General features: G+C 42.5%; 9 protein-coding genes, 6 tRNA genes and 3 rRNA genes. 3 read left to right on the top strand and 15 right to left on the bottom strand.

The genetic code is table 11. From position 1 onward, the window contains the following. Positions 1 to 28: 28 nt before the first annotated feature. The 8 genes from hpf to ACZ8ZH_RS02930 form a co-directional block, all read right to left on the bottom strand. Positions 29 to 346, bottom strand: coding sequence for a ribosome hibernation-promoting factor, HPF/YfiA family (hpf, locus tag ACZ8ZH_RS02965; protein WP_119064974.1), 318 nt, complete (start codon positions 344 to 346; stop codon positions 29 to 31). Between the two features lie 171 nt (positions 347 to 517). Next, on the bottom strand, positions 518 to 1,972 hold the full coding sequence (locus ACZ8ZH_RS02960; protein WP_086210788.1) for an RNA polymerase factor sigma-54: 1,455 nt from the start codon (positions 1,970 to 1,972) through the stop codon (positions 518 to 520). Between the two features lie 864 nt (positions 1,973 to 2,836). After that, entirely contained in the window at positions 2,837 to 3,148 is a 312-nt protein-coding gene (locus tag ACZ8ZH_RS02955) for an ankyrin repeat domain-containing protein (protein WP_086210789.1), read from the bottom strand. Between the two features lie 236 nt (positions 3,149 to 3,384). Beyond that, positions 3,385 to 3,499 (bottom strand): 5S ribosomal RNA (gene rrf, locus ACZ8ZH_RS02950). Positions 3,500 to 3,678: 179 nt separating this feature from the next. Continuing rightward, a 23S ribosomal RNA gene (locus ACZ8ZH_RS02945) occupies positions 3,679 to 6,572 on the bottom strand. 335 nt (positions 6,573 to 6,907) lie between these two features. Next, positions 6,908 to 6,983: transfer RNA gene (locus ACZ8ZH_RS02940), tRNA-Ala, on the bottom strand. 68 nt (positions 6,984 to 7,051) lie between these two features. Next, positions 7,052 to 7,128: transfer RNA gene (locus ACZ8ZH_RS02935), tRNA-Ile, on the bottom strand. Positions 7,129 to 7,189: 61 nt separating this feature from the next. Next, positions 7,190 to 8,726: ribosomal RNA gene (locus ACZ8ZH_RS02930) — 16S ribosomal RNA — on the bottom strand. Together the 16S, 23S and 5S rRNA genes with 2 tRNA genes alongside form the textbook arrangement of a ribosomal RNA operon. 556 nt (positions 8,727 to 9,282) lie before the next feature. Between ACZ8ZH_RS02930 and yfiR the strand changes: the two genes are divergently transcribed. From yfiR to yfiB, 3 genes are read left to right on the top strand one after another with little or no spacing between them, the layout of a single operon-like run. After that, on the top strand, positions 9,283 to 9,735 hold the full coding sequence (gene yfiR / locus ACZ8ZH_RS02925) for a regulatory sequestration protein YfiR (protein WP_228199454.1): 453 nt from the start codon (positions 9,283 to 9,285) through the stop codon (positions 9,733 to 9,735). Positions 9,736 to 9,739: 4 nt separating this feature from the next. Continuing rightward, positions 9,740 to 10,963, top strand: a complete 1,224-nt coding sequence (dgcN, locus tag ACZ8ZH_RS02920) for a diguanylate cyclase DgcN/YfiN (protein ID WP_119064636.1) — start codon at positions 9,740 to 9,742, stop codon at positions 10,961 to 10,963. An 8-nt stretch (positions 10,964 to 10,971) separates the two neighbouring features. Next, positions 10,972 to 11,451, top strand: coding sequence for an outer membrane lipoprotein YfiB (gene yfiB / locus ACZ8ZH_RS02915; RefSeq protein ID WP_110975763.1), 480 nt, complete (start codon positions 10,972 to 10,974; stop codon positions 11,449 to 11,451). 128 nt (positions 11,452 to 11,579) lie between these two features. On the opposite strand, the gene ACZ8ZH_RS02910 is transcribed toward yfiB, so the two are convergent. From ACZ8ZH_RS02910 to ACZ8ZH_RS02880, 7 genes are all read right to left on the bottom strand, one after another. Further along, positions 11,580 to 11,656, bottom strand: a tRNA-Pro gene (locus tag ACZ8ZH_RS02910). 18 nt (positions 11,657 to 11,674) lie between these two features. Next, positions 11,675 to 11,750 (bottom strand) — tRNA-His (locus tag ACZ8ZH_RS02905). 36 nt (positions 11,751 to 11,786) lie between these two features. Continuing rightward, positions 11,787 to 11,863: transfer RNA gene (locus ACZ8ZH_RS02900), tRNA-Arg, on the bottom strand. A gap of 46 nt (positions 11,864 to 11,909) precedes the next feature. Beyond that, a tRNA-Pro gene (locus ACZ8ZH_RS02895) sits at positions 11,910 to 11,986 on the bottom strand. A gap of 154 nt (positions 11,987 to 12,140) precedes the next feature. Then, positions 12,141 to 13,208, bottom strand: coding sequence for a quinolinate synthase NadA (gene nadA / locus ACZ8ZH_RS02890; protein ID WP_086210391.1), 1,068 nt, complete (start codon positions 13,206 to 13,208; stop codon positions 12,141 to 12,143). 144 nt (positions 13,209 to 13,352) lie between these two features. After that, complete coding sequence (gene argJ, locus ACZ8ZH_RS02885) at positions 13,353 to 14,573, bottom strand: bifunctional glutamate N-acetyltransferase/amino-acid acetyltransferase ArgJ (RefSeq protein ID WP_086210392.1); 1,221 nt, start codon at positions 14,571 to 14,573, stop codon at positions 13,353 to 13,355. Positions 14,574 to 14,730: 157 nt separating this feature from the next. Further along, positions 14,731 to 15,078 (bottom strand): hypothetical protein, encoded by a 348-nt coding sequence (locus ACZ8ZH_RS02880; protein WP_119064638.1) that lies wholly within the window; start codon positions 15,076 to 15,078, stop codon positions 14,731 to 14,733. Positions 15,079 to 15,126: the final 48 nt, after the last annotated feature.

Here is a 15,126-nt window from a genome sequence, read left to right as displayed (position 1 = left end):
CTTAAAAATCAAACTAAATGGCAATAGGTTAGTAAACTTGCTGCATTTTACGATGCTTATCGAGCTGTCTTTTGAGTTTTTCTGATAATTTTTTAATCGACGTATACATATCATCTGCTGAAGCCTGAGCAAAAAATTCAATGCCCGGTAAACGGATAATTGCTTCTGCAATATGATTGCTACTGCCTTTTTTAGTATGTTTATCGACCTGATGATCTTTGGTCAATTTTACCTGCATACTGTTCACTTGATCAATATGCTTGGTCATTTCTGCAAACTTGCAGCGAATAGTATCTTCAATAGCTGGGGTAATGCTTAAATGGTGTCCACGAATTGTTATTTGCATATATCTATCCCTCACCTTCATTAGGATTAATGAGGAAAAGCCAAGACGATTTAATGACTGCAAAACAACCAGTGCGTATAGAAACATCAAATCATTTTAGCCATTCCTTAAAGAAAAAAGAGGTTCATTATGTTGTCATAATGAACCTCTAGAATAGTCAGATTTTAAATTTTAGATCAAGACTTTTCGTTCAGAAGATGACGGAATATGTAACGATTCACGATACTTTGCCACCGTCCGACGAGCAACATCAATCCCATCATCTTTTAAAAGATTGGCAATTGCATTGTCAGACAAAGGTTTACGAGCATTCTCTTCAGCAATCAATTTTTTAATCTTGGCGCGAATTGCAGTTGAAGATGCTTCGCCACCTGAAGTTGTACCGACATGACTTGAAAAGAAATATTTCAACTCGAACAAGCCGCGTGGCGTCAGCATATATTTATTTGTAGTTACGCGAGAAACGGTCGATTCGTGTAATTCTACCTCTTCGGCAATATCGCGAAGGACCAAAGGCTTCATGCCTTCAGCACCAATTTCTAAAAATGCGCGTTGATGTTCAATGATACACGTCGCCACTTTCAACAAGGTCTTATGCCGTTCGTCGACACTTTTAATAAAGTTTTTCGCATCCAACATCTGATTACGTAAGTACTGATTATCATCACTTTGATCAGCACGTTTAATCATATTGGCATAAAAAGAGTTAATACGCAGTTTAGGCATAATGTCTGGATTCAATGCCACTTGCCATTGCTCATTTTTCTTCATGACCACGACATCAGGAATTTGATAATCCGAGTCTTTATCTTCAAATTCCAATCCTGGATGTGCTTTTAAAGTTTTTAATAAATCCACTGCACATTTTAATTGCTCTTGATTCAGCCCTGTTTGTTTAATCAGTTTAGCCAACTCATTGGTAATTAACAGCTCATAATTTTTCAGTAAAATCATGGCATCATTTCGACAAACAGTTTGTACAGGCAAGGCTTCTAACTGCACCATTAAACACTCAGCCAAATTACGAGAACCAACACCCAATGGATCTAAACGCTGAATATGTTTGAGCACGACAACGACTTCATCATCTTCCACTTCATCGTCATAGTCCATACTTTCTAAAAGGTGCTGAACTGAAGTCGTAATTTCTGAAATATCGCTATCTAAAAATCCTTTATCATCTAATGAGTCAATAATGCAATAAGCAATCAACTGATCCACTTGCGAAAAATGCAAAAGATTAATTTGCTCGAGCATATGCTCTTTTAAACCCAAATGCCCTTGGCGGTTATCTTCACGCTCTTCAAATTCTGCCGCACCGAGACTTGTCGGCTGATGTGTATAAACATCATCCCAATCTGTATCGACAGGTAAATCATCAGGCAAATGGTCAGCATTCAGTTCATTGGTTAAGTCTTTCTTATCTACTTCTTGCTCTTGTACACTAGATAAGCTTTCCATTGAAGATTGTTCTTCTACTTTTTCTAAAAGCGGGTTGCTATCGAGTTGGATCTGAATTTCTTGTTCAAGTTCAAGGCTCGACAATTGAAGCAATCGAATAGCTTGTTGTAATTGGGGGGTTAGCGACAAAGAGTTCGCAACTTTCAATCCAACAGATAACTTCATAGATCCCTACTCTTTTATACAACTTTTCTAAAGCACGCATTACAAGCAATTTTTGTGCCGTTTTATTTTTTATAGCATAAAAAATTCAAAAAACCTACAAATTTTGAGCATATTATTTTACGCAACCTGAATAACACAACATCATGCTTTACACAGATTTTTATCAATTAAGAAAAAATAAATCATCCCATCCTATTTTAATAGACTCAACGCATACTTTCAGTTCGCTATAAGGGCCAATTAAATAAAAACATCATCGTCATTCAACTTTGTAAAAACCTACGTATAGATATTTTTTAAAGTAATTTACACAACTCAAAAGTATTATTAAGAACCTCAAACATAGCTGTAGAACATAATGCGTAAATTCAGCCTCCTATTTTGTAGATTGCACAGTATTGAGCACAGCGAAATCTACACTGTCAAATAAAGAAAGAAGCTATGCAAGACCACCTCGGATACGGACTTAGCACACGCGCATTAAAAAACGATGGTTTTTTCATTATTCTAGGTGCATCAATCAATATTAATTGGTTAACCGCCATCACAAAACACTCGAAATTACTGGATGCTTTAGTCATGTAGCCAAAACATACTGTGATATATCATCTGCATTGAAGCTGAACATCTTTCCTTAAACTCGCGTAAAACTATATAATTTGATTTGGAAAATATGGGCAGGATTTGGGTCAATGAAGCTACCAACAAATGCAATACTCCTAGCTATTCCGTGATCAGCTTATGTGTCCCAGTAAATATCCAATCACTAGTCTTGAGCGAAGCTAAATCCAATCAATCTAATTAAAAGCTTTATAAAATAAAAAAGCCTGAAATTCATCAAGCCCTTGTATTCACTTTCTAAAATTACAGACTTTTTAAATAGGAGGCAATTTCTAATTGTTCCGCCATTTCAGCCAGTTGTAATGCAGTATATTCACCTTTGTACTGAACATTTGCGCCTTTTTCAACCAGTAGTTTCACCACATCTAGATAACCATTTTCAGCAGCAGCTTGAAGCGCGCTATAGCCTTCATCATCAGTAGAATTCACATCTGTACCGCTGGCAAGACTTTTTTCAACTTCTGCCAACTCACCTAAAGATGCCCAATAAACCAATTCAGGTAAATGCAGTTCATCATCGCTTTCAGGGATTGGGGAGAATGAACTAAGTTTCATTAAACCACCTCAAAATTTAATTTTAGACCGAATATATAAAAGCATATTCATTAAAGGTAATCCAATCCATGTTTAAAAACTTTCTATAAATTTAATTAAGTTAATATTAGCCATAGAGACCATCAATAACTCGAAACATCATTTTTATTTATTTTTTGATAAACCTCTTCCCGATTCACTAACCGCATAATAAAAAAAGCCCCCTAACAATTAAGTTAGGGGGCTTTTGAATAATGAGCTGGCGATGACTTACTCTCACATGGCAAACGCCACACTACCATCAGCGCTAAGAGGTTTCACTTCTGAGTTCGGGAAGGGATCAGGTGGTTCACTCTTGCTATTGTCGCCAGCACAACTGTTTATGACTATTCGTTTGGTCTTATTTACACATTGTGTATGCCTAACTTTCATCAAATGAGTTATTAACAGAACATCTGAGTTAATTTAATTTGCACATTGTACTTAGCTTTATAACTAAATCAAGGTATTTGCAGTGATTTGAACCACAACACCAACTGTTTGGGTGTTGTATAGTCAAGCCTCACGAGCAATTAGTATTGGTCAGCTTCACATATCACTATGCTTCCACATCCAACCTATCAACGTCGTAGTCTTCAACGGCTCTTTAGAGGACATAAAGTCCTAGGGAAATCTTATCTTGAGGTAGGCTTCCCGCTTAGATGCTTTCAGCGGTTATCCCTTCCGAACATAGCTACCCGGCGATGCGACTGGCGTCACAACCGGTACACCAGAGGTTCGTCCACTCTGGTCCTCTCGTACTAGGAGCAGATCCTCTCAAATTTCCAACGCCCACGGTAGATAGGGACCGAACTGTCTCACGACGTTCTAAACCCAGCTCGCGTACCTCTTTAAATGGCGAACAGCCATACCCTTGGGACCTGCTTCAGCCCCAGGATGAGATGAGCCGACATCGAGGTGCCAAACACCGCCGTCGATATGAACTCTTGGGCGGTATCAGCCTGTTATCCCCAGAGTACCTTTTATCCGTTGAGCGATGGCCCTTCCATACAGAACCACCGGATCACTAAGACCTACTTTCGTACCTGCTCGACTTGTGGGTCTCGCAGTTAAGCGCGCTTTTGCCTTTATACTCTACGCGTGATTTCCGACCACGCTGAGCGCACCTTCGTACTCCTCCGTTACTCTTTAGGAGGAGACCGCCCCAGTCAAACTACCCACCAGACATGGTCCTCGTCCCGGATTACGGGACAGAGTTAGAACCTCAATATTACCAGGGTGGTATTTCAAGATTGGCTCCACCGAAACTAGCGTCTCGGTTTCAAAGCCTCCCACCTATCCTACACAAGTAAGATCAAAGTTCAATGTCAAGCTGCAGTAAAGGTTCACGGGGTCTTTCCGTCTAGCCGCGGGTACACCGCATCTTCACGGCGAATTCGATTTCACTGAGCCTCTGCTGGAGACAGCGCCCCCATCATTATGCCATTCGTGCAGGTCGGAACTTACCCGACAAGGAATTTCGCTACCTTAGGACCGTTATAGTTACGGCCGCCGTTTACTGGGGCTTCGATCAAGAGCTTCGCTTACGCTAACCCCATCAATTAACCTTCCAGCACCGGGCAGGCATCACACCCTATACGTCCACTTTCGTGTTTGCAGAGTGCTATGTTTTTAATAAACAGTTGCAGGGGCCTGGTTTCTGTGGCTGCCAATAGCTCAAGGAGTAAATCCTATCACCGTCGGCAGCGTACCTTCTCCCGAAGTTACGGTACCATTTTGCCTAGTTCCTTCAGCAGAGTTCTCTCAAGCGCTTTGGTCTACTCGACCTGACCACCTGTGTCGGTTTCGGGTACGATTCCTATGTAACTGAAGCTTAGAGACTTTTCCTGGAAGCATGGTATCAGCCACTTCACTGTACAAGTACAGCTTGCTATCAGTTCTCAGCATAGAGTACCCCGGATTTGCCTAAGATACATGCCTACAACCTTCCACCTGGACAACCAACGCCAGGCTGACTTAACCTTCTCCGTCCTCTCATCGCATTACATAGAAGTATTGGAATATTAACCAATTTCCCATCGACTACGCCTCTCGGCCTCGCCTTAGGGGTCGACTCACCCAGCCCCGATTAACGTTGGACTGGAACCCTTGGTCTTTCAGCGAACGGGTTTTTCACCCGTTTTGTCGTTACTCACGTCAGCATTCGCACTTCTGATACCTCCAGCATACTTCTCAATACACCTTCATCGGCTTACAGAACGCTCCCCTACCACTTGCAATAAATTGCAAATCCGCAGCTTCGGCATATAGTTTTAGCCCCGTTACATCTTCCGCGCAGGCCGACTCGACTAGTGAGCTATTACGCTTTCTTTAAAGGGTGGCTGCTTCTAAGCCAACCTCCTAGCTGTCTATGCCTTCCCACATCGTTTCCCACTTAACTATAATTTTGGGGCCTTAGCTGGCGGTCTGGATTGTTTTCCTCTTGACTACGGACGTTAGCACCCGCAGTCTGTCTCCCGGATAGTACTCATTGGTATTCGGAGTTTGCATCGGTTTGGTAAGTCGGGATGACCCCCTAGCCGAAACAGTGCTCTACCCCCAATGGTATTCGTCCGAGGCGCTACCTAAATAGCTTTCGGGGAGAACCAGCTATCACCGAGTTTGATTAGCCTTTCACCCCTATCCACAAGTCATCCCCTGGCTTTTCAACGACAGTGGGTTCGGTCCTCCAGTTAGTGTTACCCAACCTTCAACCTGCTCATGGATAGATCACCCGGTTTCGGGTCTACACCCAGCAACTAAACGCCCTATTAAGACTCGATTTCTCTACGGCTCCCCTATGCGGTTAACCTCGCTACTGAATGTAAGTCGCTGACCCATTATACAAAAGGTACGCAGTCACCGAACATGTCGGCTCCCACTGCTTGTATGCATGCGGTTTCAGGATCTATTTCACTCCCCTCACAGGGGTTCTTTTCGCCTTTCCCTCACGGTACTGGTTCACTATCGGTCAGTCAGGAGTATTTAGCCTTGGAGGATGGTCCCCCCATATTCAGACAAGGTTTCACGTGCCCCGCCCTACTCGACATCATCATATAAGCCCTTTCGTGTACAGGACTATCACCCACTATGGTTGCACTTCCCAGAGCATTCCACTAAAACTTATATGACTTAATGGGCTTTTCCCCGTTCGCTCGCCGCTACTGAGGGAATCTCAATTGATTTCTTTTCCTAAGGGTACTGAGATGTTTCACTTCCCCTCGTTCGCCTCGTATGACTATGTATTCATCATACGATACCTGCCTTATGACAGGTGGGTTTCCCCATTCAGAAATCTCCGGATCACAGGATATTTGCCGCCTCCCCGGAGCTTATCGCAGGCTATTACGTCTTTCTTCGCCTCTGACTGCCAAGGCATCCACCACATGCACTTAATTACTTGACTATACAACCCCAAACAGTCGCTAATCCCTACAAGTAGGATATTGCGTCGCGAACTTAATCGCTACAGTTGGAGCCTTGTAGATTTAACTACGTACAGCTTCAATTCAATTCACATACCAAAACGCTTGATTCAGTTAATTTCGCTAGTAACTCATTTCTTCAATCTTCACCATCCAGTAATAAATCACTGTTAATGTCGATCTTAAAAACGAGTATGAACAAATTATTTCAACTCAAATATATTCTGTTAATGATTTTTCCAGCCTTCGTCAGGTCAGGAAACTGCGATAAATCACAGAAGTTAATAAGCTTTAACTTACTAATTTCTATAATCTATGGTGGAGACTAGGAGAGTCGAACTCCTGACCTCCTGCGTGCAAAGCAGGCGCTCTACCAACTAAGCTAAGTCCCCAGCTTATCAATAAGTCAATGTCTCTGTTTTTCTGTATTCAGCATTTAACAATGCTTGTTAGTCAGATTTGGTGGGTCTGACAAGACTTGAACTTGTGACCCCACGCTTATCAAGCGTGTGCTCTAACCAACTGAGCTACAGACCCTCAGATACATCGTCATGAAGAACAACTTGTTGTGGATTCTTACCAATCGTCAATCTTTCGTTAAGGAGGTGATCCAGCCGCAGGTTCCCCTACGGCTACCTTGTTACGACTTCACCCCAGTCATCGGCCACACCGTGGTAAGCGTCCTCCTTGCGGTTAGACTACCTACTTCTGGTGCAACAAACTCCCATGGTGTGACGGGCGGTGTGTACAAGGCCCGGGAACGTATTCACCGCGGCATTCTGATCCGCGATTACTAGCGATTCCGACTTCATGGAGTCGAGTTGCAGACTCCAATCCGGACTACGATCGGCTTTTTGAGATTAGCATCCTATCGCTAGGTAGCAACCCTTTGTACCGACCATTGTAGCACGTGTGTAGCCCTGGTCGTAAGGGCCATGATGACTTGACGTCGTCCCCGCCTTCCTCCAGTTTGTCACTGGCAGTATCCTTAAAGTTCCCACCCGAAGTGCTGGCAAATAAGGAAAAGGGTTGCGCTCGTTGCGGGACTTAACCCAACATCTCACGACACGAGCTGACGACAGCCATGCAGCACCTGTATGTAAGTTCCCGAAGGCACCAATCCATCTCTGGAAAGTTCTTACTATGTCAAGACCAGGTAAGGTTCTTCGCGTTGCATCGAATTAAACCACATGCTCCACCGCTTGTGCGGGCCCCCGTCAATTCATTTGAGTTTTAGTCTTGCGACCGTACTCCCCAGGCGGTCTACTTATCGCGTTAGCTGCGCCACTAAAGCCTCAAAGGCCCCAACGGCTAGTAGACATCGTTTACGGCATGGACTACCAGGGTATCTAATCCTGTTTGCTCCCCATGCTTTCGTACCTCAGCGTCAGTATTAGGCCAGATGGCTGCCTTCGCCATCGGTATTCCTCCAGATCTCTACGCATTTCACCGCTACACCTGGAATTCTACCATCCTCTCCCATACTCTAGCTTCCCAGTATCGAATGCAATTCCCAAGTTAAGCTCGGGGATTTCACATCCGACTTAAAAAGCCGCCTACGCACGCTTTACGCCCAGTAAATCCGATTAACGCTCGCACCCTCTGTATTACCGCGGCTGCTGGCACAGAGTTAGCCGGTGCTTATTCTGCGAGTAACGTCCACTATCCAAGAGTATTAATCTCGGTAGCCTCCTCCTCGCTTAAAGTGCTTTACAACCAAAAGGCCTTCTTCACACACGCGGCATGGCTGGATCAGGGTTCCCCCCATTGTCCAATATTCCCCACTGCTGCCTCCCGTAGGAGTCTGGGCCGTGTCTCAGTCCCAGTGTGGCGGATCATCCTCTCAGACCCGCTACAGATCGTCGCCTTGGTAGGCCTTTACCCCACCAACTAGCTAATCCGACTTAGGCTCATCTATTAGCGCAAGGTCCGAAGATCCCCTGCTTTCCCCCTTAGGGCGTATGCGGTATTAGCATCCCTTTCGAAATGTTGTCCCCCACTAATAGGCAGATTCCTAAGCATTACTCACCCGTCCGCCGCTAGGTTAGGTAGCAAGCTACCTCCCCCCGCTCGACTTGCATGTGTTAAGCCTGCCGCCAGCGTTCAATCTGAGCCATGATCAAACTCTTCAGTTAAAATCATTTAGTGACTTAAGGTCACAATTCTGGCTCATCAATTTTCTGACTAAAAATTCGCTCAAATAAACTTCGAGTAATTTCTACCATCAATCAATGAAATATTTTCGATCGATCAATCAGTAAAAATCCACACAAGTTGTTCTTCATAATCTCTTAATGATCTTCTCAATGGTTCGTCACCATCAAGCTAGGTCGGCTATATTACTCTCAATCTCTTAAAAGTCAACTGGTAATTTAAATTATTTTAAACTCTCTTTCTAAAACCCAACTCAATCACTTTCAACTAAGTTACTGTTTTATCAGAAGTTTTAATCTTAATCACCGCCGATGGATGTGCATTCTACAGCATTTCTATCCCCTTGCAACCCCTTTACAGCAATTATTATTTCGAGTGGGTGTTTTTTAGTCAAATTTGTTGTTTTTGACGATTATTAAAGCATTTTTTACTATCCTTGTTTATTTTTCGTTAAGATATGCTCTATCTCGCTGCCAAGCAAAATGAATAATGACAGCTTTTAAATACAGAATTTATTGTGTGCTCTTGTCTTGTGTAATGATTTCACAGGTACAGGCACAACCTCAACTTAATCTCCCCACGACCACATTGACTATCTTAAGCTATGTTCGATGGAATACCCCAAATCCTGTTTCTTTATGTATTTTAAATAACACTCAACTCTCTAATCAGTTTGCACAAGTCAATCAGCAACTCAAAAGCGCTTACCAAATTCAAGCTATTAACTTATCTGAACTCAATAAAGTGATGTGTAATGCAGTCTTTTTCTCAACATATACACCTCGTGAAGAGCAAAATATTATTAATAGTTTAAAAGATGCGCCCCTTACATTCAGTTCGAATAATGCTGAATGTGAATTAGGCAGTGCTTTTTGCTTATACCAGAGTAAAACTAGAACTTCTTTTAAAGTGAATTTAAGCAGCCTTTCTCAATCGCGTGCTCATGTAGATCCGCGTGTTTTATTATTAGCAAAATCTACGGAGCCTTAACACAATGTTTCGTAAGCACTACAACACATCTTTACAAAAGATTTTTAGTCAGTCCCAATTGCTAATTTTTTCACTGACACTTGGTATTTGTAGCTTAATTTTTATTGTTATTTCAAGTTACACCATGAACACCTATGCCAAGCAAAGCTTAAATATCTTGAGTGCAACCCTAAGTGAACAAATCCAACCCGCAGTCATTTTTAATGACCGTATTACACTACAACAAACACTGAACAACCACATTCAACAGTATCCAATACGCGCAATTGTGGTAAAGGACATGCAAGGCGATACTCTTGCAGCCGTGTACAAAAATCGAACTGAGTTTGCATGGCTGGAAAATCTATTTAATCGGGTCTTTTTTGCAGATCCTGTTAGTCAAAGCATTAAGCACAAAAATAACCAGTACGGCACTTTGATTATTCATGGTAGTGCAAATCAACTGATGAGTTTTTTCTTTCAGATGTTGATCTGCTTATCTATTGGTATTTTTATTATTCTATTAGTGATGCTGTGGTTAGTACATTCTACCTATCGAAAACTGATGCACTCTATTCAACCTATGGTTAACACCGTTGAAAGTTTAAATCTTGATACCAATTACCAAGCCCGGCTACCATCTTCACCCATTTATGAATTTCGAGTGATTAGTGGTGCTTTTAACAATTTGCTAGACAAGGTGCAACGCACCAATGAAAAACTACAAAGCGAAAATTCACTGCTATCTCATAAAGCTCTACACGACCAACTAACAGAGCTACCAAACCGACATTATTTCTACAATATTTTATGTAATCAGTTTGAAAATCTAGAGGAAAATCAAACTGCATTATTCTTTATTGATAATAATAATTTCAAATATATTAATGATGCTTATGGGCATTTAGCAGGCGATGCAGTTTTAAAAGAAATGGCTCTACGCTTAAAGAAGAATGTTCGTAATTATGATGTCGTTGCACGATTAGGTGGAGATGAGTTTGCTATTCTCGTTCGCAATATCAAACATTATGAGCACTTAGAGCAGATCTGTGAGCACTTAATTGCATGTAGCCGAGCTCCCCTGAATTTCGACCAACAACAAATTTATTTCAGTTTCAGTATTGGCGTGGCCTTTTCCAAATGTGCAACAACGCCCGAAGACCTGATTGCTGAAGCCGATAATGCCATGTATAAAGCCAAAAACTTAGCTCAAGGGTGGTATATCACCCCCTGTCAAGATATTTATTAGGAAGCCGTATGCTAAAACATCTTTATAAATTAATTATCGTCACAAGTCTTATGACCATCCTATCAGGCTGCCTCAGTTTAGGACATCTCAACTATAAACAGGCGCGCATGTTGAAGAAACAAGGCTTTACCCTGACCGAAGAAGGCTGGACGCTGAGACTGCCTGAAAAATTATTGTTTGGCTTTGACCAATCCGATATTCAAGCCACTCAAAAGCCTCCGCTAGAGGCACTATCAAAACAACTTCAACAATATAATCTGAATACAATCAAAGTGGTCGGACATACGGATAATATTGGAGACCCAGCATATAATCAAACACTGTCAGAAAAACGTGCAGCTAGCGTCAGTCAAATCTTTATTGAAACAGGATTCAAAACTCAAAATATTCAGTCCCTTGGTCGTGGTGCTTCACAACCACTGGTTGAAAATAACAGTGAAGAAAATCGAGCGTTGAATCGTCGTGTGAATATTATTATTATTCCTTAAACATTATCTGCTTCGCTTGTATCTTAAATTAAGCCTTCATCACGAAGGCTTTTTTTACGCACTTCACTAAATTTCAGGCATAAAAAAACCGCTTAACGCGGTATCTTTATCTCGACCATTTTAATAAATGGTCGGAGCAGTAGGATTCGAACCTACGACCCCCTGGTCCCAAACCAGGTGCACTACCAGGCTGTGCTATGCTCCGATTTCAACTTTTTAAAGTTGGGGTGAATGACGGGATTCGAACCCGCGACAACTGGAATCACAATCCAGGGCTCTACCAACTGAGCTACATCCACCATCATGTTTCGGTTCTTATATACCAAGCTACCAAATGGCGCGCCTGACAGGATTCGAACCTGTGACCATCCGCTTAGAAGGCGGATGCTCTATCCAACTGAGCTACAGGCGCATGACCAATAATACGAGGTATTATGGAAAACCTTGCCTTGAAGAATTGGTCGGAGCAGTAGGATTCGAACCTACGACCCCCTGGTCCCAAACCAGGTGCACTACCAGGCTGTGCTATGCTCCGATTCATCTCAGCTTTTCGTATCGAACATCTCGTTCGGTACGGTGTGCATTCTAGGCGCGACGCTTGATAACGTCAACACCTATATTTAAAAAAAGTAAAAAAATCACGTCAAATGTATATTAATCAAGCGTTTCAGCTGTTTTTTATACAAAATTTAACGTTTTAATGATGCACTGAAATCCAACATCCGATCTAAAGGTAGTTTTGCACGTTCTGCCAAAGCAGGATCAACAAAAATTTCTTGATCCCCTTTTTGTAAAACCTCCAAAATACCATCTAGCTCATTCATTGCCATCCACGGGCAGTGTGCACAAGACCGACAAGTTGCACCCTCACCTGCTGTCGGGGCTTCAACTAAAATTTTATTGGGTACGGCTTGTTGCATTTTGTAGAAAATACCCCGATCCGTCGCAACGATCAATCGCTCATGTGGCAAAGTCTGAGCAGCTTTAATCAGTTGTGATGTGCTCCCGACAGCATCGGCAATATCAACCACAGATTCAGGTGACTCTGGATGGACCAAAACAGCAGCATCTGGATAAAGTGCTTTCATTTGAGCAATACCGCGCGCACGGAACTCTTCATGCACAATACATGCCCCATCCCAAAGTAACATGTCTGCACCTGTTTTCTTTTGGATATAACGTCCCAAATGCTGATCGGGCGCCCAAATAATTTTTTCACCCAAACTATCTAAGTGCTCAATAATCTCAACTGCACAGCTTGAAGTCACCACCCAATCGGCACGGGCTTTCACTGCGGCTGAAGTATTGGCATAAACCACAACGGTATGATCAGGATGTGCATCACAAAACTGGCTAAACTCATCGACTGGACAGCCCAAATCTAAAGAGCATGTGGCTTCCAAAGTGGGCATGAGAATGGTTTTATTTGGCGATAAAATCTTTGAAGTTTCCCCCATAAATTTAACGCCCGCCACCACTAAGGTAGATGCCGGATGATCACGACCAAAACGTGCCATTTCCAATGAGTCGGATACGCAGCCACCACTTAACTCGGCCAATTCCTGCACTTCTGGATCGCAATAGTAATGTGCTACCAAAACTGCATCGCGTTTTTTCAGCTCAGCCAAGATTAGGGCAAATTTTTCCTGTTTTGCCTCCTCGCTCAGCTGTGACTCTTTGGTCTCACCCAAACGGTCCAAATGCGCCTGCACAATTGATTTTGCTTCATTGGCAATTAAATTGGTCGCATTGTTCATCATTCATCCATCCCTTCATGCTTATCAACAAGCAATTCCCACACTCAATTTATTGGTCAAATGGCATTTAGGCTTTTGACCAATCATTCAAAAGCACTCAAGATAAAAAAGCCTCCAATGGAGGCTTTCTTGAGCATGTTCAGATTAAGAGCGGTAGTCCGCATTAATCTTCACATAATCATAAGATAAGTCACAGGTATAGACTGTGTCTTTCGCCGCTCCGCGTCCAAGGTCTACACGAATGGTCATTTCCGCTTGCGACATTACACGAGCACCTTCTGCTTCCGTGTAATCAACTGCCGCTCCACCATCCTTACAGATTTGCACATCATCTAACCAAACTTGGATTTTTTCAACATCTAAATTTTTAACACCCGCATAACCAATCGCAGCCAAGATGCGTCCCCAGTTCGGATCTGATGCAAAAATTGCAGTTTTCACCAAAGGCGAATGCGCAATACTATAGGCAATATCGCAACACTCTTGTGTATCATTCCCACCTTCAACTGCAACCGTAATAAACTTAGTTGCACCTTCACCATCGCGTACAATCAGTTGTGCAAGGCGTTTCATTATACGGGTCAATACATCTAAGACTACAGCATAACGTGGATCATTTGTGGACTGAATTTCAATACCACCAGCTTGTCCTGTGGCTGCAAAGATACATGAATCATTGGTCGAAGTATCACCATCAATGGTAATTCTGTTGAACGAAACATTCGCTGTTTCACTCAAAAGTTGCTGAACCAAATTACGGCTGATAGGTGCATCAGTTGCAACATAACCTAACATGGTGGCCATGTTTGGACGAATCATACCTGCACCTTTAGAAATACCCGTCATGGTATAAATGATGCCATCTAGCTCGAACTGTTCAGATGCGCCTTTCGGAGTTGTGTCAGTCGTCATAATACCAGTAGCAGCGTCGACCCAAGCGTCAGCACTCAAACTATTTAAAGCAGGCTGTAAACCACTACACAAACGTTCTAAAGGCAATTGCTCACCAATTACCCCAGTTGAGAATGGCAGGATTTCGTTCGCCTTTACATCGGCAAGTTCAGCCAGTTTTGTGCAAGTGCTTTGGGCATTTGCTAGACCAGTTTTACCTGTGCCTGCATTGGCATTCCCTGTATTAATGACAAGGTAACGTGGATTTGCTTGTTGTAAGTGCGCTTTAGACACATGCACAGGTGCTGCACAAAAAGCATTTTGGGTGAAAACACCCGCAACGTTGGTTCCTTCAGCAAATTCGAAAATGACAAGATCTCGTCGGTTCTGATAGCGCACATAAGCTTCAGCCGTTCCGATTCTCACCCCTTTCACCACGTGCATTTGTGGCATTGATACGTCACCTACTGGCATTTTAAACGTCCAATTCATTTGTTAGAAAAACCACAGCTTATTAGAATTTTCAGAAAAAATCGAGCAGAAGACTTTGTTTGTTTTCACTTTTCAAAGTGAGTTCATTTTTGACATAAAAAAACCAATCCGAAGATCGGTTTTATATTTGAAAATACGATTAATTTGAAGCAAGCTGTGCCGACTCAGACAACAGTGCTTGTTTAGCATTTTCTTGGCTTATAGGGGAAAGTGCTGGATTTGAAGCCACGATACGATTCACTGTGACTGCATTCACCGGAGCAATAGCCGCTGTTTGTAATACGACAGGACGTTGATTTGGGTTAGGAAAAGTATAACGAATACCTGTACGTGGACTTTGTACCGTAATATTGCCATTGGCTTGTGCCGCAGGCGCTGTGGTTGTGCCACGTGCTTGTTGGACTTTAGCTGCGGTAGTGGTGTCTGCAAGTGCAAAAGTTGGAAGCACCAAAGCTACGATCATGATTGGTTTTAATACTTTTTTCATTGTCTTTCCACTTTAGAGATTTAGATAATGAGCAACTAAATAGCATTT

The organism is Acinetobacter sp. SW-226 (assembly GCF_055632855.1).
This window is presented reverse-complemented; position numbering and strand designations above follow the sequence as displayed.